Raw genomic sequence first — 19,472 nt, 5'->3', positions numbered from 1 at the left:
TTTCCAAAAATGTGATATGAAAGGAATAGTGGTAATCACAAGAATTACTGCAAAACTATAATGTAACTAAAAGTATTATTACGAGATCAGTAAAGTAGTAAAAAAGGTCGCCATTCAAGGCGACCTTCTTTACTATGCGTTATACCCAAATAATTTTAAATCTTCTCCTGAATCTGAAATGATTTTCTCAAATCGTAATCCTACTTTTTCTAAAAGCTTTCCTGAGGCAATGTTATCTATAGAAGTAATTGCTACAATTCGTTTCATGCCGAGCTTTTGTACACCGTATTCGATTATCGCAGAAGCTGACTCGTAGCCATATCCTTTTGAACGGAATGTTTCTAAAAAGGCAAATCCGATATCAACGTCTTCTAATGAATCTCTTTTAATAAGGCCACACATACCAAGTGGAGTGAGATCTTCTTTTCGTTCTACTAAGTAAAGGCCAAATCCGAGTTTGTTATACATATCGATGGGACCGTTTACAATATAATTTTTTGCATCTTCTAAGTTTCTAACCCCTTTGTCACCGATAAACTGAATCCATGCAGGATCGTTTACTAACTCAAGAATAAAAGAAGCGTCTTTTATATCAAACCAACGAAGATTTAGACGTTCGGTTTCAAGAACTATCAATTATTACACCACCTTTAAAAAGTTATAACAATTAGTATGGATTGTGTAAAACAAAAGTGCAACATATTTTAATGGGGGTGTTTGTTCACATAAAGTTCGTTTGTTTTGTATAGAGAGATATTTTATAATTAGGATTGATTGTAAAGAGTGAGATACTTATACAATGACTCCTAGGTGACTAGGAGTTTTTACTATATAACTATCATTATTACTAAATATGACACACTACACATTCTACTCAAGGAGGTACATAATGAAGAAATTATATAATGCATCGTTTACGTATTTGATTATCGGTTTATTATCAGGGATTTTCGCTAGGGAGTATGGTAAGTATAAAGGGATTTTAGGATCTACTTTGTTAAATCTTTTGCATACACATACACTTGTACTTGGCTTTTTCTTCTTTTTAATTGCTTTAGGATTAGCAAAAGTATTCGCGTTTCATGAAGTGAAAGGGTTTAATAAGTGGTTTGTTTTACATAACATTGCATTAACATTAATGTTAGGTTCGCTAGCAGCGAGAGGGCTTCTTCAGTTAAATGGAGCTGACTTTAAAGGGTTAACTTATATTGTAGGGTTTTCTCATTCGTTGATGGCAGTTACTTTAATTTGGTTTATGTTGTTAGTAAAGAAATCGTTTAAAATGTAGTAAAAAAGAACTTGTAGCGTGTGCTGCAGGTTCTTTTTTGTATGTTCAAATTTAATAATCTTATTTTTCTAATTATTTAGTATAAAGATGGTATACTTGTTTTAAAATTAAAAAGGAGAGTTGATTATGGAAATAACAATTGAACATGTAGTAAATGAATTAAAAGGCATACTTCCTGAAGATCGAGTAGTAATAAATATGACAGTACGAGAGTTACATAGTAAAGATGAATCTTACCATAGTAGTAGTTTACCTGATGTAGTTGTTTTTCCAAAAACAACCGAAGAAGTTAGCGCGATAATGAAAATAGCGAGTCAGCACGGAACAGCTGTCGTTCCATTTGGAGTAGGATCCAGTTTAGAGGGACATGTAATCCCTTACGAAAAAGGAATTACAATGGACTTTTCTCTTATGAACAAAATACTTGAAATAAGAGAAAAGGATTTTCTTGTGAGAGTACAGCCAGGGGTGACGCGCTCTCAGCTTAATAAAGAATTGAAAAAGTATGGATTATTTTTTAGTGTAGACCCAGGAGCTGATGCAACGTTAGGAGGAATGGCTGCTACAAATGCGAGCGGAACGACAGCGGTAAAGTATGGGGTAATGCGTGATCAAGTTCGAGATTTAGAAGTTGTTCTTGCTGATGGAGTAGTAATACATACCGGGAATTTAGCGGCGAAGTCATCATCAGGTTATCATTTAAATGGTATTTTCGTAGGCTCAGAAGGAACACTTGGATGTTTCACGGAGTTAACTTTAAAAGTATACGGTATACCAGAACATGTTATGGCTGCGAGGGCATCGTTTCAAACTATAAATGATGCAGTAGAAGCTGTAATTAACATATTACAAGCAGGTATTCCAATCGCGAGAATTGAACTCGTTGATGAATTATCTATGAAACAAGTAAATCATTACAATGAAACAAGTTACAGAGAAGAACCGACACTGTTTTTAGAGTTTCACGGCAATGAAGCAGGGTTAAAGCAAGATATTGAATTTACGAAAGAAATCGTTCTTGATCATAAATGTATAGAAATTGCGTTTGAGATGGAAACAGCAGCGAGAAATAAACTGTGGGATGCAAGACATAACTTAGCGTACTCTTACGTGCATAGTTATCCTGGTAAAAAGCTAATGAGTACAGACGTATGTGTGCCAATTTCGGAATTAGCTGGAGCGATTCAACATGCGAAAGAGGTATTAGATAAAGTAGGGCTTATTGGCGGTATTCTCGGTCATGTTGGGGATGGGAATTTCCATGTACTCTTAATGATTGATACAAATGATAAAGAGGAAGTAAAGAAGGCAGACGAAATAAATGAAAGTATCGTTCAGTATGCTCTTAAACGAGGAGGAACATGTACAGGAGAACATGGCGTTGGAATCGGAAAACGAAAGTATCAAGAAGAAGAACATGGGGCGGCATTATGTGTAATGGAGAAAATAAAGAAAGCTCTTGATCCGCAAAATATTTTGAATCCGAATAAGGTGTTTCAATTAAAAGATAGGGGCTGAGTGGATGAAAGTACTAGAAGCGATAAGTAATATAGCTGGAAAGTATTTTGCATTTTGGTGCTGCACTCCCAAGTGTATTAGCGGCAGTATGGCATAACATTGCAGGGCCAATATTAGCAACCATCTGGTTAAAAAATGCAAAGAATACTTTCAGCGATGAAAATGTATTAATAAATATAGAAAAATAGGAATGATAAATAATGCAAAAACGTATTGTACATTTCGAAGGAATGGTTGTATTTTTAGCCACGATTTATATGTATTCGATATATGAGTTTAGTTGGATTATATTTTTTGTATTCCTTTTAGCGCCAGATTTATCTATGTTAGCGTATGGGATCAATAATTATGTTGGTGCTAACATTTATAATTTATTTCACACATATATCATATCCATATTAATTGTTCTAATAGGTGTCTATTTTAAGATAGATACCGTTATAATGATTGGCTTAATATGGACAGCACATATTGGAATGGATCGGATGTTTGGATATGGATTGAAATATGAGACGGATTTTAAGGATACTCATATTCAAAGATTATAATTGCTTTTGAGGAGAGGGATACGTTGAAACAGAGAATTACTATCGAAGAATATAACATCAAATGGGAAAGTGAATTTAATAAGCTACAAACTCTCATTAACGATGTGATGGAAGACAGCATTTTATCCATTGAACATGTTGGGAGTACATCTGTTAAAGGGCTTGCATCAAAACCAATACTAGATATTGATGTTGTAATAGAAGAGTACGAAATTTTTCATGAGGTAGTAAAAAAACTTGAGAAGATAGGGTACTATCATCAGTTAGAATGGAGCTTTAAAGGAAGAGAGGCATTTGGAAGAAAGGATATGTTCGTTCCATGGAACGAGGGAAATACAGTTTGGATGGAACATCATTTATATGTGTGTGATAAAAATAGTGAAGAGTTGAGAAGGCATATAGCGTTTCGAGATTACCTTCGTGAACATACTGAAGTAGCTAATGAGTATGGAAACTTGAAGGAAGAGTTAGCAAGAGAGTCGAAAAATCGATCTAGTTATATTGAGGGTAAGACCGTATTTATTACAAATATATTAGAAAAAATAAACTAAGGTAGCATGGAATACATGCTGCCTATTGTTTTGAAATAGAAAGCTGCCATTATAAAACAAATACAAACTGGCCCTGTTGATTGATGCGGTTACTAAATATAATAGGAAATAAAATAGAAAAGAGCGGAAAAGAGGGAGCTTATGTACATACCAAAATATTTCGTAATACAAGATGAAGAGATGAAGTACGAAATAATGGAACAAAATAGCTTTGCGACATTATTTTCTCAACATAACGGAGAACCATATGCAACGCACTTGCCGTTGTTATTAAATAGGGAGACCCTTACTTTACATGGTCACTTCGCACGGCCGAATGAACAGTGGAAAGATATTGGGACTCAGCAAGTACTAGCTATATTTCAAGGACCACATAGTTACATCTCTCCGTTATGGTATGAAACAAACAATGCAGTACCAACATGGAATTACGTTGCAGTGCATGTATATGGTGAATTAGAAATTGTTGAGGATGAACAGGAATTAATTGACTCTCTTCAAGAATTAGTACATACATATGAAGATTCAAAGAGCACGTACTCATTAAACGATGTAGATCCGAATTATATGGCAGGATTAAGTAAGGGAATAGTTGGATTCAAAATAAAGATAAATAAAATAGAAGGAAAAGCGAAGTTAAGTCAAAATCATTCTGTAGAGAGACGGAATTTAGTTGTGGAGAAACTTGAGAAAGTTGGTAGTGAGGAGAGTAAGAGGATTGCGGAGTTGATGAGAAAATAAAGCCTACATCAAAGAGAAATATTCTAAATAAGCGTATTTAAAAAGACCTTCTTAATTGAAGGTCTTTCATTTTTTAAAGTGCTTTTTCAGTTGTTGTTGAGTTGTAGTCTTTACTTACGTCAACGGATTGAACAAGGTCAGGTCTTTGTGGTGCAGGGGTGTCCCCAATGTTTAATGCTACATATCCTAACTGTGTTTTCGGTGTTTCTGAGGTGAAGCTTAACCCAAGAGTTGTGATGCTAATAACAGCTAAGCCAATGATGCTCAATTTAATCTTTTTCATTATATCAAAGCTCCCTTTTCTTCATGTTTTTTTCTTGCTTGATTGGCCATGTAAAAGTATTGACTAGCTTTTATATGGTCTTCTTTTTCATAAAACATATTTGCTAGAACATCAGTGTACTCTTGTATACATTCCCAAAGGTTTTCTGTTTTAAAGTAAGAAATTCCTTCCAAAATTATCATTTCTAAATCATTTATAGAAGTTTTATTATTTAGTTCTCTTAAAATCATGAAACGATATTGAAACTCTTTGTTTTCTAGTTTATTTGAGATGTTTAATCCTTTTTTTATAAGTTCTTTAGCCTGGGTATATTCTCCAAGCTTGTAGTATTCACGTGCTTCAACAAAAAGTGCTTTAAAGTGATTTGGTTGCTTAGTTGTAACCTCTGAAATATGACGCATTGCTAACTCTGAAAGGTTTTGACTTGCATATAGCCAAGCTAAATTATGTCGTACTCTTAATGATAAAGTCTCCTCTGAATACTTCTGTAGAATATTTAATGCTGAATCAAGTCTAATTTCAGCTTGTTCAAACTGTTTTAAATCAATACAAGATAAACCAAAGATGTTATCACACAAAGCAACATTAATTTCACAGTTTATATGTTTTGAAAAAATCGCTTTAGCTTCATTTGCAGATTGGATTGCTACTAGTGGTTGATATGTTTGATAATAATAGGCAGCTAAGCGGTAGTTAAATTCAGCATTCTCTAGTTCGTCAGATACGTGTATTAGCAGCTTTTTAGCGTTCTCGAAAAGGTGTTTTGCTGCATTGTAGTTTCCAATAATTGTATTGTGAATAGCCTTAAAAAAATGATAATAATAAGAAAATAGCCCATTCTCTGGAAGTGGGAAAGAATCAATTTTATTAAAATCATCTTTATTAATATTTAAACCATCTGTTAAAATTTTGTATCTGAAATTAAAAAGTGAATAATACAATTGTAGGTTTGTATTTTCTTCTGAATTAGAGATGGTATTTTCAATATCTTTTTTTATTTTTGTTGCATGGGTAGTTTGATGCTGTAACATAGCTCTATACCAGTCATTAAATAATTTTGTAATTTGTTCATTACCTTGTAGTTGAACGTTCATGAAATCCCCTCACTTTTTGAATATTCTTATAAAATATAGTATCAAAAATAAAAATATTTAGAAATGATGTTTTATATTTCTCAATATTTGTTTAACAAGCTTACGAGTAAGTCTATTGGAATAGTGTAGAATTTGTTTTGAACTAAAGAAATGGCATCGGGGGATGTGCATTTTAAAGTTTTAGTTGAGTGGGGGGATATAAAAAAGGTGCGTTCACACAATTTATATGAACGCATCTTTTTACATATTAAACAATCAAGTGCCACAAAAAGTACGATAAGGGCGATTCGTCGGTGCAGGTGGAATGCAGTATTCTTCTTGATCTGTAGAATACGCATAAGGGTTTGATAAAGCTTCAAGAAGTTTCTCCATTACGCTATAGTCGTCATTTGTAACAGCTGCTTCTAATGCTTCTTCTACACGGTGGTTCCTCGGGATGATTGATGGGTTATTATTTTTCATCATCTCGTAGGCGTTTTCTTTCGATTGTTCTTGTCTGTCTAATCGAGATTGCCACAGTTTGTACCATTCTTTAAATTCAGGACTTTCAAATAGAGCTGTATTTTCGATAGCATCAAGAGTTAATGAACGGAATGTATTTGTGTAATCCGCTTTATATTTCTCCATCATTTTTAAAAGTTGCTCAATAAGTGAGTGATCTTGTTCTTCGTTGCTAAATAGTCCTAATTTCTTTTTCATTCCAAGGAACCACTGTTTTTCATACTGTACGCTAAATTTCGAAATTTCGTCTTGAGCGATTTTTAATGCTTCTTCTTCATCTTCGTGCAGAATTGGTATTAAAGATTCAGCTAGTCGTGCGAGATCCCATGCGGCCATATATGGTTGATTTCCATATGCATAACGACCTTGTGTGTCAATAGAGCTAAATACAGTTCCTTGGTCGTAATTGTCCATAAATGCACAAGGACCGTAATCAATTGTTTCGCCACTGATCGTTATATTGTCAGTGTTCATTACGCCGTGAATAAATCCAACAAGTTGCCATTTTGCGATAAGACTGGCTTGTCTTTTAATGACTTCTTGTAGTAATGCAGTATATTGGTTTTCATGAGATTCAATTTCTGGGTAATGCCTTTTTATCGTATAGTCAGCTAGTGATTTCAGGTCCTCTATTGAACCACGAGCTGCAGCATATTGAAATGTACCGACGCGAATATGGCTACTAGCTACTCTAGTTAAAATTGCTCCAGGTAACTTTGTTTCACGATAGGTTGGTTCACCGGTTGTGACAACTGCTAAACTGCGGGTAGTTGGAATATCGAGTGCATACATTGCTTCGCTAATAATATATTCACGTAGCATCGGACCGAGTGCAGCACGGCCATCTCCTCGGCGTGAATAGGGAGTAGGGCCAGAACCTTTCAGTTGAATATCGAAACGCTCACCTGAAGGAGTAATTTGTTCGCCAATTAAAAGAGCACGACCGTCGCCTAACATATTAAAATGTCCGAATTGATGGCCAGCATATGCTTGAGCTAATGGATGAGCTCCTTCTGGGAGTGCATTACCAGCGAAAATAGCAATTTCAGCTTCCTTTTTCAGTTCTTCAGGGGTCAAGCCAAGAGATATCGCTAATGAATGGTTTAGTTTAACTAACTCCGGTGAGCTTACGGGAGTAGGGGGGATTTCTGTATAAAATGATTGTGGTAAAGTCGTATAACTATTATCTAAATTCCAACCTGTTTCATTATTTTTAGTCATTGTATCTCCTCCTTTTTGTATTTTAAGTTATGTATTTGTACGTATGTATTCTTTGTAAAGTTAACTAAAAGTATAATATAATATTTCCCCTTGCAATCTATTGTAAGGACTTCATTGCACTATGTCTATTTAACAGCAAATTTAAAACCTCCATTTTAAGAAAATGGAGGTTTTATTATTATTTAATTTTTACAATTATTTTTCCTTTTGCTCTTCCAGACTCTGAATATTCCATTGCTTTTTGCGCATCTTCAAAAGGGAAAACTCGATCGATTACCGGTTTAATTTTTCCGGCTTCAATATAGTTTGCAATAGTACGTAATTGATCCCCGCTTGGCTTCATAAATAAAAATGAATATTGAGCATTATGCTTTTTTTCAAGTGCAGTAAGTTTTTTGCTGGCTAATGAAAATAAGAGAGTTTTAAAGAATCCTGAACCAAATTCTTTACCGAAGCGAGCATTCGGCATACCTGAAACGGAAACAATGTTTCCTCCGCTTTTTATAATATTGAATGATTTTTCAAGTGTTGCACCGCCGATTGTATCAAATACCGCATCATAATTTTTTAGTATATCTTCAAATTTTTCTGTTTTGTAATTAATAATTTCATCTGCGCCAAGAGACGTTACTAAATTTGCACCAGCTTCACTAGCAGTCGTTGTAACAGTAGCACCCATTATTTTTGCTAGCTGAATAGCGAAAGTACCAACACCACCGGATCCAGCGTGAATTAAAATCTTTTGTCCTTTTTGTAATTGCATGATGTCATGTAAAGCTTGATAGGAAGTTAAGCCAACGAGTGGAATCGAAGCCGCTTCCTCAAAACTTAGATTTTTTGGTTTTAAAGCAATATCATCTTCATGAATGTCTATATACTCCGCGAAAGTACCAATCTTATTTTTTCTTGGACGAGCATATATTTCATCACCGACTTTAAAACGAGTCACTTTTGATCCAACCTTCGTGATGACACCGGAAAAGTCATTCCCAAGGATTAGAGGCATTTCATATTTCAGTAACATTTTAACTTTTCCATCACGTATTTTAAAATCAATTGGGTTAATACTAGCTGCATGAATTTCTGCGAGCACTTCATACTCATTAATTTCAGGAGTAGGTACCTCTGCCATACGCATTGGGACTTTTCCATATCTATCAATTATCATTGCTTTCATTTCTTATACCTCCAAGTTTTAATAAAAGTTTTGCAATAGCTTCTCAATATCTAATACAAGATTTTTTAATAAACCTAATTTTGTACGTATATCAATATAATAAAAATTCTTTGTACCTTCTTTTCTCATTAAAATAATGCCAGCTTCTCGTAAAATCTTAAGGTGATGTGATACTGCTGGACGGGAAAGGTGTGTTTGCTTCGTGATTTCTCCTACACGTAATCCTGTTTGACATTCCGTTTCCATTAGTACTAATAAAATAGCTTGACGCGTTTCATCACCAATTGCCAATAATACTTTTTGAGAATCAATAAAATCTTTCTTTATAATATTTAATTGTTCTTGTTTATTCATTTCAATCACTTTGCCTCCAGGTAATTAGTCGAAAGGTTTAAGATGATGAACCATTACTTCGATACGGTAATGCTACATGATTGTTGTATGAGGTGCAATATTGAGAAAGAAAATCGAGACGAATGAATTTTTTATTGTTGAAAATTATAGGGAGATAGAAAAGGGATTGGAAGGACTACATAACACAATAGATGAGGTTTTAAAAACAAAAAATGATGTAACAATAAAATAAGCGGTCGTAACCTTGTATAATCCATAAGGTTACGACCGCTTATAATGTTTGTATTATTTTTGAATTTTACGATAGAACATGGTTCAACGTAAAGTACATTCTTTTGTTTTACACTTTCATACAGACACAATTCAGGTGGATTATAGATGTATGAAAAGGTAAAAGGAATTTTGGGGCGTAATCTATCTATATGATAATTCAAAATGAAATATAAGTCTATATTTTAATGTTTTTTTTGATTATATTTATGTCACTGAGCTCAGAACAATGATTTGGAGGGGAAATATATGAAATCGAATTATGTACCAGTTTTAATTGTTGGAGGGGGATTATCTGGGTTAGCGTCTGCGTTATTTCTTGCAAAACATAACATTGAGTACTTACTTATTGAAAGGCATCCCTCTACTGCCATTCATCCGAAAGCAGGCGGTCTTACTTTACGTACAATGGAGTTATTTCGAGAATTAGGCTTGGAAAAAAGAATTAAATTGGCAGGTAAAGCATTAGAGAACTGCCGAGGAAGAATAGCGGTTCATACAATAGCTGAGGCGAATAAAGAAGAATTGGAACAAATGAGAGCGACACAATACGGAAACGATGAAGAGTTACTTCAAAAAATAGAAAAGATTAGTCCATCAAAACAAACTGCATGTTATCAAATTATTTTAGAAGAGATGATGTTACAAGAAGCGAAAACATTAGGCGGGCAACTATCTTTTTATCATGAATTAGTTTCATTTGAACAAAATGAAAACGGGGTAAAAGCAAAGATTCGAAATCGTGAAACAGAAAAAGAAAGTGTCATACATTGTGACTATGTAATTGCAGCAGATGGAGCGAAAAGTAAAATACGTGAGCAGTTAGGGATTAAAACTGAGGGGCGTGGAACCATTGGTGGCTATTATATGAATATTTATTTTGAAGCAGACTTAAGTGAGTTTATACAAGGAGACGCATTCGGTTTTTCTATGGTACTTCATCCAGAGGTTCTTGGTGCACTGATCTCAGTAGATAACGTAAAAAAATGGATTTACCATGTAGCCTACGATCCATTAAAAGGAGAGGGACCAGAGGATTTCACGATGGAACGTTGTAAACAAATTATTGAAATAGCAATTGGAAGTACAAATGTTGAGTCAGAAATATTAAGTGTTTTACCGTGGGAAGCGGCCGAAAGTACAGCAATGAAATTTCAAGGAAATCGAGTCTTTCTAGTTGGAGATTCAGCACATATTATGCCGCCAACAGGCGGATTTGGTTCAAATACAGGAATACAAGATGCGCATAACTTAGCTTGGAAATTAGCGGCTGTTATAAAAGGGAAGGCAAAACCAAAATTGTTAGAAACATATCATGAAGAGAGACACTCTGTTGCAAAATTAACGACAGCTTATGCAAGTAGTTTACTGTTTCGTGCTGCGAATAGAGAGGAAGGCAGTTTGAATAATATGGATGGTTTAGCTGTTACAGTTGGATATCAGTATTGTTCAGAGGCAATTATAAATAATTCAGTCACTCCACATAGAATGGATAGCATAGAGTTGAACGGAAGACCTGGAACGCGAGCGCCACATTTATGGGGAACGTATGAAGGGAAGAAAGTTTCTACATTAGACTTATTCGGTAACAGTTTTGTATTACTTACAGGAGTAGAAAATAGTTCTTGGGCTGAGGCAGCACATACTGTTTCAGCTAAATTAGGAATAAATATAAAAGGGTATCGTGTTGGCTTAAGTGGAGACTTTATTGCTCCAGAAGATATTTTTAGCAAATTATATGGTATAGAGAATGGAGGTGCTGTATTAATTAGACCAGATGGCTTTATAGGATGGCGTTCAGAAAAAGCGGTAGTAAATCCAGATATAGTATTGGACGAGGTAATGGGAAATTTATTATGTGATTTTTAAGTAACTACGGAAATATTGTTTTATGTGCTTCACTGCACTGAAAAAAATATTCACAAATTTCAATAGGTTTGATATGATTAAATTCGACAAGTTAATAGAGGCCGGAGATATTTGAGAAAAGCCATAAATTTATTTAGGGATACAGGAGTGTAGCCTAAATAATTTATGGCTTTTTTTATTGAATGAACCGTACAAAATAGGGAGTTACATGTGAAAAGGAGGGCTATAGAAATTAAATAGGATAATACTAGTTTTCTATATTAATAATATAGAAAATATTTGTAAGATTGGAATTTTAATATAGGTTTATAAAAATAATGAAAGTGTGTCTTCTGTTTCGTGTAAATCTCATTAGCTTGTTGAAATTTGCAACGTAGGAAGGGTTAGAAGAATGAGAAAGATTATTAGCGTTTTAGTTATTTTCTTTATGACTGGAAGTATCTTTGCTGGGGGAGCTGTTCATGCGAAAGCAGAAGGAAAGCATGAATGGAATACGAATAAGTTTTTAAATATTGCACATCGCGGAGCAAGTGGACATGCACCTGAGCATACTTTTGCTTCTTATGATTTAGTGAAAAAAATGAAAGCGGATTATTTAGAGTTAGACATTCAATTAACAAAGGATGGCCAATTAATTGCAATGCATGATACAGCAGTTGATCGCACTACAAATGGAACAGGCGAAGTACGCGATAAAACGTTAAGTGAAATAAAGAGTTTAGATGCAGGATCATGGTTTAATAAAGCGTATCCAGAAAAGGCTAAGCATGAGTATGTTGGGCAAAAAGTTCCAACTCTTGAAGAAATTTTTCAAAAGTATGGAAGAAGTATGAAGTATTATATTGAAACAAAATCACCAGATGTGTATCCAGGAATGGAAGAGAAATTGTTGGCGTTGTTACAAAAATATAATTTAGTAGGTCAAAACATGTCTTCTAGCCGTGTTATGATTCAATCATTTAGTAAAGATAGTTTGAAAAAGATTCATAGTATGAATGAAAATATTCCATTAGTTCAATTGCTTTGGTATTATCCAAATGAAAACAATGAAATTGTTGAATGGTCTGGCATTACACAGGAACCGAAAAGTGTAACAAATGATGATTTTCAAGAAATTAAAAAGTATGCAGCTGGTATTGGACCAAACTTACGTAATGATAACGGGGAACTAATTATTGATGAGTCATATATGAAAATGGCTAGGAAAAATGGACTGTTAATTCACCCTTATACAATTAATGAGAAACCAGATATGAGACTGTTAATCAAATGGGGTGCTACAGGAATGTTTACAAATTATCCGGATCGATTACATAGTGTATTGAAGGAAAAATAAGTGGAACAGGGTATACCAGTGTTTTAGGTATACCCTTTTTAATCTAACTCTCCGATAAACAGAATCTCTTTTTCATAGCATTCATCTGCATCATAAATAATTTCTTGAAAGTGAAGCGTTTTGAAGGAATGACAAACTGACATTTCCCATGTCTCCCAAAAATCAATTTCATTTGAAAGAAGAATCCATTTTTGAAATTCACTATCTCTATTAAAGAAATTATGAAAGTAGTCCTCATTTTTAAATATAATGATTTGCGAATCCCAAAAATTATTTATAGAAATCAAAACAACAACTCGATATGTATGTGTATCCCTAGGTTTTATATTTATTAAATGATTTGCTTGATTTAATAAGGTTTGAATACATAATCGTTTTACTTTTCTAGCCGTTTTACAAGAATCTATAAAAGCTTGAGAAACTGGCAATAGCATATTCCAATATTCATCGTTATAGAAAGTAGAAGGGAACGGTTTTGTATGTTCCTCAATTCGCTTTATCATAGTGTTTGTTTTTCGTTTCATACCACGTATTTTCTTTTCACGCATTGTGAGTCATCTCCATAAATTTTTGTAATGCAGCAGAGTGATATATATCTTTTCTAGTAATAAAAGTAGTAGGAACTTTTTTGAAGCTATTTGGCAAAGGGTTGAATGATATGTCATGTTGATGACCATTTAAAATAGACTTCATCATAATTGCTATGCCTATACCTGATTTTACACATGCGAGAATCGCTTCAATTGTTCCAAACTCTAATACTCGCTTAGGTGAAATTCCTTCTTCTTGAAGCCAATCTTCTAATAAATTTCTATAATAGCAACCATGACTAAATGCAAGTAAATTCATGTCTCCTATGTCTTTAAAGGAAGATAAAGGCTTTTTGCTAATGAGAACTAATTCTTCTTCACGAAATATATTTGTATGAAGTTCAGCATGCTGAGTAGAGCCAGCTATAAACGCTCCGTCCAGTTTTCGTTCTAGTACAAGCCTAATCAATTGTTCCGTCGTATTTGATTCTAAAATCAATTCGACTTTTGAGTATTTCTCATAATAGGCCGTTAATATAGATGGAAGTCTTACAGCGGTTGTAGATTCTGTACATCCAATTTTTAAAGTGCCTCTTGGTTCGATCCCATTACTTTGAACTGCTTTAACAGATTGATCCATTAAGTAGATAATTTGTTTGGCGTATGTTAATAAAATCTCACCGTTAGAAGTTAAAGTTACACCTTTTCCGTTTCGGTAAAATAAAGGCACACCTAATTCGTTTTCTAGTTGTTTCATACGCATTGTTACGCCAGACTGTACATAGTTTAAATTTTTAGCTGCGTGAGATATGTTTTTTTCTTTCGCAACTTCGTAAAATACAGTTAAATCTTTTATATCCAAGTATCATCCCTCCAGAAAAGGTATCATTTTTTTTGATGAATTACATGATAAATCTTTATTTTATATGATATCAGAACTTTCATACAATGGAAGGGGATGGAGGGATTATTGTGTTAATGGAAGAAAGGGTGAATAGTACTTATAAGTGGGTTATGTTAATTTTTGCGACGGTTGCTCAAACAACAGCGACACTTATAACGTATGGTGTTGGAGCGTTTGCTTTATTTTGGAAAGAAGAATATACACTTACGAATACGGAGATTGGATTGTTAGTAAGTGTTGTAAATATAGGACCGCTATTTTGTATGCTTTTTGTCGGGCGGCTACTTGATCAATACAATGAAAAGTTGTTAATTTCGATAAGTTCATTTTTACTAGGAGGTTCGTTTTTACTGACTAATATGGTCAATGGATTTAATGGGTTACTCTTTGTACTTTTATTAGTAGGAACGTTTTATAGTGTTTCGCAGCCAGGAGGAAGTAAGGTGATAATGAAGTGGTTCTCAAAAGAAAATCGCGGGTTAGCGATGGGGATTAGACAAGCCGGTATACCGATTGGTGGTACATTAGCGGGAGTATTGATCCCGTTTCTTACAATAAAATATAATATGGCCTATGCGGTAAATAGTATTGCATGTATTTGTATAATTGGAGGGTTTTTATTTTTTATATTTTATAAGGAACCATATATTCAAGAGAAAGTTAAACAAGAACGTAGTAAACTTTCTTTTTGGATGCAGTTAAAAGAAGTGATGTGTAAAAAAGAGTTATATGCAATTTATATAACTGGCATTTGTATGATTTCATTGCAAATGGTGTTAGTTGCGCACTTTATAAAATTTTTAGTATTGGAACAATCAATCACGCCAATTTTAGCTGGAAAAGTATTTTCCGTTATGTTCTTTTCTGGAATGGTTGGTAGGGTTATATTAGCAGCTACTAGTGATTTATTTTATAAGGGGAATAGGCGTACCCTCTTATTTATAACTGTTTGTATTTCTATTTTCTTCATTCTAATATTAGTAATGAGCATACATACAATAACGAATGTATTGTATGGTGTAAGTGCATTGTTAGGGTTCTTTGCAATTGGATGGTTTAGCCTTTTCATAACTGAAGTTGCGGAATCAGCAAGTGAAGAATCGGTAGGGATGACAGTGAGTTTTGCACTTACATTAAATCAAATTGCCATTATTGCTGCGCCTGCTTTATTTGGTTATATTGTAGATAAGAAGGGATATACGTATGCGTGGTTATGCATAGTTGTATTACTTCCTATTTCAGCGGTTAGCTTATATAGGAAGTATAGAAAATGAAGGAATGTTAGCAATGTAAATTTTTTATGAAGAAAGTCTAAAGAAATGTTGAATGAGCGACATTTCTTTTTTTATTTGTTGTATAATCAAAATGTAAATGAGATTCGTTTTCAATTCCGTTCATTACCTCTTTTGAAATTACCTGTAATTTTAGCCATAATTAGCTGTTTTTCTTTATCGTTATTTGCATGATTTATTTTATTTAAAAATTTTTCAGCATCATTTCCTTTTAATACCATAATCTGTTTTCCGTAATATTCAATTAATACCATGTTGTTTTTTGTTATCCGATAATGAAACATCTTATCATCTAAACGATTGCGTTTATCGGTGTTTTTCATATTACATCTCCATTCTTTTTAGTATGTAACAAATGTTACAAAAGAATTTGAAATTATAGTGTAATGCATCCGATTGTATGTTGGAAATTTTGCAAGAAAGAAATACAATAGAGAGTAGTCAAAATTGAAAATGAGAAAAAGGAATCTAGTTTTAACAGAGTGAATATTAAATAATATTATAATATACTTGATAATTAAAAGATATAAAATAGAATGGATGTACGTTAAGTGAAACTAGATAAAAGAGGGTTCCTAGTATGTTAAAGAAATGGTTAATCGTTTTCTTTATTTTTGCAGTTTTTTGTGGAAGTATTGTTACACTAATACATGCAAATAAAGGAAAAAAATATGATGCAAAGGCATTTTCTAATGTAAATAGTAAGCAAAAAGATGTTAAGCAGGAAATTGATGCGAATGAGAAAAAGCGTTATGAAATTGCAGCTGGAAAACTAGATCAGTACTTAAAAGATAAAGGATTTAATGGGAGTGTTCTTGTAGCAAGTAAAGGTCATGTCATTTTACGAAAAGGCTACGGTTATGCGAATGTGAAAGATCAAGTATTAACAACGCCAAGAACGAAATATCGCATTGGTTCTATTACGAAAACAGTTGTTGCAATATCTATTATGCAACTAAAAGAAAAAGGGAAGTTGAACATTGAAGACAATGTAAATAAATATATCCCATCGTTTCCGGCAGATAAAAACATTACGTTACGAAACTTGTTAACACATACGTCTGGATTACCAGAACAGGGACAAGGTAGTGTTGACGCAGCATCACGGTTAAAATTAGTAACGTGGATTGGGGCACAAACGTTACAATTTCCAGCAGGGACAGGATGGAAATATACAGATTATAATTATATGGTGCTTGCATATATTGTAGAAAAAATATCGAATAAACCACTTGCTGAATATGTGAAAGAAAATATTTTGACTCCCGTTGAAATGAATGAATCTGGAATGGGCGCAACACTTCCAGAAGATATTTTCTTAGCAGAAGGGTATACGAAAAAAGATAATAAGTTAATAGCCACGCCGCGCTTAAAAATGAACTGGCTGTATGGTTGTGGTGAAATGTATACGACTGTTGAAGATATGAAAAAGTTAGATGAAGCTATTATGGATGGTAAACTACTTTCTAAACAAAGTGTATCAGATATGTTTTCTGCATCACCTGCAAGAAAATATGGATTTAGTTTCTATATTTACCCAGATTATTATCATAACCACGGTGTATTAGCTGGCTGGAACACTTTTAATAATTTTAACTGGGATAAACGAACGTTTGTCATATTATTTTCTAACGTCCAAAATGGTATGAATGACGCATTTAATCAAGAATTTAGGAAAATGGCGAATGATTTAATAGAAGGAAAATAATTATAAAAAATCGGTATTGATATGTAATTATCAATACCGATTTTTTTATTTTGTAAAGTTTTACTTACTGAATAAAGTGAAACTTTATTCAGTGGAGGGGCTTTGTTCATCCCCACTGAGTAGAAGCCCTCATCAATCGGGCTTTTACGGACAGCAGGGCCCCCACCTAACTTTTTTGCTTCCGCTGAATTTTGAGGTGAGGGTCTTACTGCACATAAATAGCGGGGTAAATAGGTAAGAAAGGTGATTGACATATGAATAAATCTAAATAGGTAGTTAAATGCTAAGTAATGCAAAGAACAATTGGTAATTTTTACATTGATAAAAAAGCTTGAGCTTCACACTATGTGAAGCTTTATATTATTGGAGACAAGAACAGGAGGTTGAAAAAATGAAAAAAGCAATAAAGTTTTGTTTAATAGCTACATTATCTACAACAATTATTAGTGGATGCTCTTTTGAGGGTAACAATGAAAATGTTAAAGGGAAAGAAGGGGAAAAAGTAGAGGTACAGAAAAATGCTGGGAAATATACGATGCCAGATGAAAAAGATAAACATGAAGGTACATGGCTGCAATGGCCACATGAATACACATATGGTGAAGAGTATAAGAAGGAAGTTGAACCTATTTGGGTTAAGATGGCAAGTGCTTTAACTGAGGGTGAGAAAGTCCACATTGTTGCATATGACCAGGAAGAAAAAGAAAGAATCAATAACCTTTTAACAGATGAAGGGTTAAATATGGAGAAGATTGATTTCTTTATCTCGCCTACTGATGATGTATGGGCGAGGGACAGTGGACCAATTTTTGTTTATGACAGCAATAAAAATCTCAAAATATTAGATCCAGCATTTAATGGTTGGGGGAAGAAAACACCTTATAAAAATGATGCTCAAATACGTAAGAATGTGAGTAAACAATCAGGAATTGAAAGAATTGATTGGGGGAAATTTGTCCTTGAAGGCGGCGCAATTGAATTAGACAGCAATGGGACTGCGTTATTAACTCGAAGTGCGGTAACGAATAAAAATAGAAATCCTGATTTATCAGAAAAGGAGATTGAAAAATATATAAGTGATCTTGGGGTATCAAACTTTATTTGGTTAGACGGAGTACCTAATTTAGATATTACGGATTTTCATATTGATGGATTTGCTAAATTCCATAATAAATCTACCATTGTAACGATGAAAGAAGATGACCTAGCTGAATGGGGTTTATCCAATAAAGATATGGATACATTGTTAGATGCCAAAAATGCTTCAGGACAGAAATATAAGTATGAATACTTGCCGCTTAGTAAAGAAAAGGTTGCTTTAGAGAATGGAAAAACTCTCGATTATAAGGGATCGTATATCAATTATTATATTGGGAATACAGTTGTATTAGTGCCTAATTATAATGATCCGAATGATAAAATCGCAAACGATACGATTCAGAAGTTATACCCAGACCGTAAAGTAGTCGGTATTGATGTGAGGGAGTTGTATAAAAACGGCGGTATGATACATTGTGTGACACAACAACAACCAATTGCATTGAAGTAATTAATTGTAATTTCGTTGTGCTGCTATATAGACAAAATAGGTGGAATCTTATTACCTATTTTGTCATTCCTTATTATTTATAAAAATAAATTTAAATATAATGATAAATGAATTGTAGTGTATATTCGCTTTTCGTTTTATATGGTAAAGGAGAAAAATGTTTGTGTTAAAGAATTTTAAAATAGTGTTTTCGTATTTCCCTATCGTTTTACAGTACATTTTAAATGTAGCTTTAATTTGCTTAGGGGTTGTTCTAAGTGTGTTTCTTATGAAAGAAGTCATTCAGTTTATGCAAGAACTGAAATTGGATGGTAATGAATCTAGTTATCATTTAATTGATAGTATCGTCGTATTCTTTCTGTACTTCGAGTTCATCGTAATGATTATAAAGTATTTTCAAATGAATTTTCATTTTCCATTACGATATTTTATATATATAGGTATAACAGCTATTGTGCGTCTCATCATTATAGATCACGATAGTCCGTTAGATTTATTGTTATATGCCTGTGCAATCTTTGTATTAATTAGTGCATTGTTCATTGCGAATTCTAAAATGATGCGTCGGGATTTAGAATAGTAAACATTTGTTGTTGAATTAAATAAGATATTTTATCTTTTTGCAAAAAAGGAGTAACGGTATTGAAAGAAATAATCTTAACCAGCCTCATAATGATAGGGTTTATGATTCTATTATTTAATTGTATACTTTCATGATTTAAAAGAATAAAAGGTTAA

21 protein-coding genes and 1 pseudogene are annotated in these 19,472 nt (G+C 33.5%); 13 read left to right on the top strand and 9 right to left on the bottom strand.

The features are described 5' to 3' along the window. Nucleotides 1-132: 132 nt before the first annotated feature. Nucleotides 133-636, bottom strand: coding sequence for a GNAT family N-acetyltransferase (locus tag ACTFO4_RS19910; protein ID WP_000636213.1), 504 nt, complete (start codon nucleotides 634-636; stop codon nucleotides 133-135). A gap of 253 nt (nucleotides 637-889) precedes the next feature. Here ACTFO4_RS19910 and ACTFO4_RS19905 point away from each other — a divergent pair, with 253 nt between their 5' ends. The 6 genes and pseudogenes from ACTFO4_RS19905 to ACTFO4_RS19880 all read left to right on the top strand — a co-directional run bounded on the left by ACTFO4_RS19905 (nucleotide 890) and on the right by ACTFO4_RS19880 (nucleotide 4,646). Continuing rightward, nucleotides 890-1,288, top strand: a complete 399-nt coding sequence (locus tag ACTFO4_RS19905) for a DUF2871 family protein (RefSeq protein WP_000737893.1) — start codon at nucleotides 890-892, stop codon at nucleotides 1,286-1,288. Between the two features lie 126 nt (nucleotides 1,289-1,414). Continuing rightward, nucleotides 1,415-2,806: an FAD-binding oxidoreductase gene (locus ACTFO4_RS19900; protein ID WP_017673139.1), complete on the top strand. Its 1,392-nt coding sequence runs from the start codon at nucleotides 1,415-1,417 to the stop codon at nucleotides 2,804-2,806. Nucleotides 2,807-2,856: 50 nt separating this feature from the next. Further along, nucleotides 2,857-2,994 (top strand): annotated as a pseudogene (locus tag ACTFO4_RS19895) (bile acid:sodium symporter family protein); the annotation flags it as partial. Between the two features lie 12 nt (nucleotides 2,995-3,006). Next, complete coding sequence (locus tag ACTFO4_RS19890; RefSeq protein ID WP_017673138.1) at nucleotides 3,007-3,354, top strand: DUF4260 domain-containing protein; 348 nt, start codon at nucleotides 3,007-3,009, stop codon at nucleotides 3,352-3,354. A 23-nt stretch (nucleotides 3,355-3,377) separates the two neighbouring features. Then, a complete protein-coding gene (locus ACTFO4_RS19885; protein ID WP_000813613.1) occupies nucleotides 3,378-3,905 on the top strand; it encodes a GrpB family protein in 528 nt (175 codons plus the stop codon). Between the two features lie 141 nt (nucleotides 3,906-4,046). Beyond that, on the top strand, nucleotides 4,047-4,646 hold the full coding sequence (locus tag ACTFO4_RS19880; RefSeq protein WP_000275839.1) for an FMN-binding negative transcriptional regulator: 600 nt from the start codon (nucleotides 4,047-4,049) through the stop codon (nucleotides 4,644-4,646). A 73-nt stretch (nucleotides 4,647-4,719) separates the two neighbouring features. Here ACTFO4_RS19880 and ACTFO4_RS19875 read toward each other — a convergent pair whose 3' ends face one another. From ACTFO4_RS19875 to ACTFO4_RS19855, 5 genes are all read right to left on the bottom strand, one after another. Next, complete coding sequence (locus ACTFO4_RS19875) at nucleotides 4,720-4,929, bottom strand: hypothetical protein (RefSeq protein ID WP_000721431.1); 210 nt, start codon at nucleotides 4,927-4,929, stop codon at nucleotides 4,720-4,722. Next, a complete protein-coding gene (locus tag ACTFO4_RS19870) occupies nucleotides 4,929-6,023 on the bottom strand; it encodes a hypothetical protein (protein ID WP_001102733.1) in 1,095 nt (364 codons plus the stop codon). The genes ACTFO4_RS19875 and ACTFO4_RS19870 overlap by 1 nt, the downstream gene beginning before the upstream one ends. Nucleotides 6,024-6,278: 255 nt before the next feature. Next, on the bottom strand, nucleotides 6,279-7,745 hold the full coding sequence (locus ACTFO4_RS19865; protein ID WP_000164915.1) for a protein adenylyltransferase SelO: 1,467 nt from the start codon (nucleotides 7,743-7,745) through the stop codon (nucleotides 6,279-6,281). Nucleotides 7,746-7,923: 178 nt separating this feature from the next. Next, a complete protein-coding gene (locus ACTFO4_RS19860) occupies nucleotides 7,924-8,922 on the bottom strand; it encodes an NADP-dependent oxidoreductase (protein WP_061457549.1) in 999 nt (332 codons plus the stop codon). Between the two features lie 18 nt (nucleotides 8,923-8,940). Further along, the gene (locus tag ACTFO4_RS19855; protein WP_000571870.1) at nucleotides 8,941-9,285 is read right to left on the bottom strand and encodes an ArsR/SmtB family transcription factor; all 345 of its coding nucleotides are present in this window, start codon (nucleotides 9,283-9,285) and stop codon (nucleotides 8,941-8,943) included. A gap of 91 nt (nucleotides 9,286-9,376) precedes the next feature. Between ACTFO4_RS19855 and ACTFO4_RS19850 the strand changes: the two genes are divergently transcribed. The 3 genes from ACTFO4_RS19850 to ACTFO4_RS19840 all read left to right on the top strand — a co-directional run bounded on the left by ACTFO4_RS19850 (nucleotide 9,377) and on the right by ACTFO4_RS19840 (nucleotide 12,751). After that, nucleotides 9,377-9,508 carry a hypothetical protein gene (locus ACTFO4_RS19850; RefSeq protein ID WP_001227549.1) on the top strand — a complete coding sequence of 44 codons (132 nt, stop codon included), beginning with the start codon at nucleotides 9,377-9,379 and terminating at the stop codon, nucleotides 9,506-9,508. 287 nt (nucleotides 9,509-9,795) lie between these two features. After that, on the top strand, nucleotides 9,796-11,415 hold the full coding sequence (locus ACTFO4_RS19845) for an FAD-dependent oxidoreductase (protein ID WP_017673137.1): 1,620 nt from the start codon (nucleotides 9,796-9,798) through the stop codon (nucleotides 11,413-11,415). Nucleotides 11,416-11,806: 391 nt separating this feature from the next. Then, nucleotides 11,807-12,751 carry a glycerophosphodiester phosphodiesterase gene (locus ACTFO4_RS19840; RefSeq protein WP_001226333.1) on the top strand — a complete coding sequence of 315 codons (945 nt, stop codon included), beginning with the start codon at nucleotides 11,807-11,809 and terminating at the stop codon, nucleotides 12,749-12,751. A gap of 38 nt (nucleotides 12,752-12,789) precedes the next feature. Here ACTFO4_RS19840 and ACTFO4_RS19835 read toward each other — a convergent pair whose 3' ends face one another. Continuing rightward, nucleotides 12,790-13,299: a DUF3916 domain-containing protein gene (locus ACTFO4_RS19835; protein WP_001208333.1), complete on the bottom strand. Its 510-nt coding sequence runs from the start codon at nucleotides 13,297-13,299 to the stop codon at nucleotides 12,790-12,792. Further along, complete coding sequence (locus ACTFO4_RS19830; protein WP_000351689.1) at nucleotides 13,292-14,143, bottom strand: LysR family transcriptional regulator; 852 nt, start codon at nucleotides 14,141-14,143, stop codon at nucleotides 13,292-13,294. Before ACTFO4_RS19830 ends, ACTFO4_RS19835 begins: the two co-directional genes overlap by 8 nt. A gap of 86 nt (nucleotides 14,144-14,229) precedes the next feature. Here ACTFO4_RS19830 and ACTFO4_RS19825 point away from each other — a divergent pair, with 86 nt between their 5' ends. Beyond that, complete coding sequence (locus ACTFO4_RS19825) at nucleotides 14,230-15,459, top strand: MFS transporter (RefSeq protein ID WP_061457547.1); 1,230 nt, start codon at nucleotides 14,230-14,232, stop codon at nucleotides 15,457-15,459. Between the two features lie 110 nt (nucleotides 15,460-15,569). On the opposite strand, the gene ACTFO4_RS19820 is transcribed toward ACTFO4_RS19825, so the two are convergent. Then, complete coding sequence (locus ACTFO4_RS19820; RefSeq protein WP_000798794.1) at nucleotides 15,570-15,800, bottom strand: hypothetical protein; 231 nt, start codon at nucleotides 15,798-15,800, stop codon at nucleotides 15,570-15,572. A gap of 257 nt (nucleotides 15,801-16,057) precedes the next feature. Between ACTFO4_RS19820 and ACTFO4_RS19815 the strand changes: the two genes are divergently transcribed. The 3 genes from ACTFO4_RS19815 (at nucleotide 16,058) to psiE (ending at nucleotide 19,314) form a co-directional block, all read left to right on the top strand. Further along, entirely contained in the window at nucleotides 16,058-17,185 is a 1,128-nt protein-coding gene (locus ACTFO4_RS19815; protein ID WP_000915192.1) for a serine hydrolase domain-containing protein, read from the top strand. Between the two features lie 391 nt (nucleotides 17,186-17,576). Further along, nucleotides 17,577-18,734 carry an agmatine deiminase family protein gene (locus ACTFO4_RS19810; protein ID WP_000709185.1) on the top strand — a complete coding sequence of 386 codons (1,158 nt, stop codon included), beginning with the start codon at nucleotides 17,577-17,579 and terminating at the stop codon, nucleotides 18,732-18,734. 163 nt (nucleotides 18,735-18,897) lie between these two features. Beyond that, nucleotides 18,898-19,314, top strand: coding sequence for a phosphate-starvation-inducible protein PsiE (gene psiE, locus ACTFO4_RS19805; protein ID WP_000916574.1), 417 nt, complete (start codon nucleotides 18,898-18,900; stop codon nucleotides 19,312-19,314). The last annotated feature ends 158 nt before the right edge of the window (nucleotides 19,315-19,472 follow it).

It is taken from the genome of Bacillus cereus group sp. MYBKT14-1 (genome assembly GCF_051915185.1).
GTDB classification, from domain to species: domain Bacteria; phylum Bacillota; class Bacilli; order Bacillales; family Bacillaceae_G; genus Bacillus_A; species Bacillus_A cereus.
This window is presented reverse-complemented; position numbering and strand designations above follow the sequence as displayed.

What these genes read in the sequence shown, in the direction of transcription:
- ACTFO4_RS19815 (WP_000915192.1), top strand. Translation starts at nt 16,058, where the DNA reads ATGTTAAAGAAATGGTTAATCGTTTTCTTTATTTTTGCAGTTTTTTGT.
- ACTFO4_RS19900 (WP_017673139.1), top strand. Translation starts at nt 1,415, where the DNA reads ATGGAAATAACAATTGAACATGTAGTAAATGAATTAAAAGGCATACTT.
- ACTFO4_RS19845 (WP_017673137.1), top strand. Translation starts at nt 9,796, where the DNA reads ATGAAATCGAATTATGTACCAGTTTTAATTGTTGGAGGGGGATTATCT.
- ACTFO4_RS19820 (WP_000798794.1), bottom strand. Translation starts at nt 15,800, where the DNA reads ATGAAAAACACCGATAAACGCAATCGTTTAGATGATAAGATGTTTCAT.
- ACTFO4_RS19860 (WP_061457549.1), bottom strand. Translation starts at nt 8,922, where the DNA reads ATGAAAGCAATGATAATTGATAGATATGGAAAAGTCCCAATGCGTATG.
- ACTFO4_RS19835 (WP_001208333.1), bottom strand. Translation starts at nt 13,299, where the DNA reads ATGCGTGAAAAGAAAATACGTGGTATGAAACGAAAAACAAACACTATG.
- ACTFO4_RS19840 (WP_001226333.1), top strand. Translation starts at nt 11,807, where the DNA reads ATGAGAAAGATTATTAGCGTTTTAGTTATTTTCTTTATGACTGGAAGT.
- ACTFO4_RS19875 (WP_000721431.1), bottom strand. Translation starts at nt 4,929, where the DNA reads ATGAAAAAGATTAAATTGAGCATCATTGGCTTAGCTGTTATTAGCATC.
- ACTFO4_RS19905 (WP_000737893.1), top strand. Translation starts at nt 890, where the DNA reads ATGAAGAAATTATATAATGCATCGTTTACGTATTTGATTATCGGTTTA.
- ACTFO4_RS19870 (WP_001102733.1), bottom strand. Translation starts at nt 6,023, where the DNA reads ATGAACGTTCAACTACAAGGTAATGAACAAATTACAAAATTATTTAAT.
- ACTFO4_RS19880 (WP_000275839.1), top strand. Translation starts at nt 4,047, where the DNA reads ATGTACATACCAAAATATTTCGTAATACAAGATGAAGAGATGAAGTAC.
- ACTFO4_RS19825 (WP_061457547.1), top strand. Translation starts at nt 14,230, where the DNA reads ATGGAAGGGGATGGAGGGATTATTGTGTTAATGGAAGAAAGGGTGAAT.
- ACTFO4_RS19810 (WP_000709185.1), top strand. Translation starts at nt 17,577, where the DNA reads ATGAAAAAAGCAATAAAGTTTTGTTTAATAGCTACATTATCTACAACA.
- ACTFO4_RS19865 (WP_000164915.1), bottom strand. Translation starts at nt 7,745, where the DNA reads ATGACTAAAAATAATGAAACAGGTTGGAATTTAGATAATAGTTATACG.
- ACTFO4_RS19890 (WP_017673138.1), top strand. Translation starts at nt 3,007, where the DNA reads ATGCAAAAACGTATTGTACATTTCGAAGGAATGGTTGTATTTTTAGCC.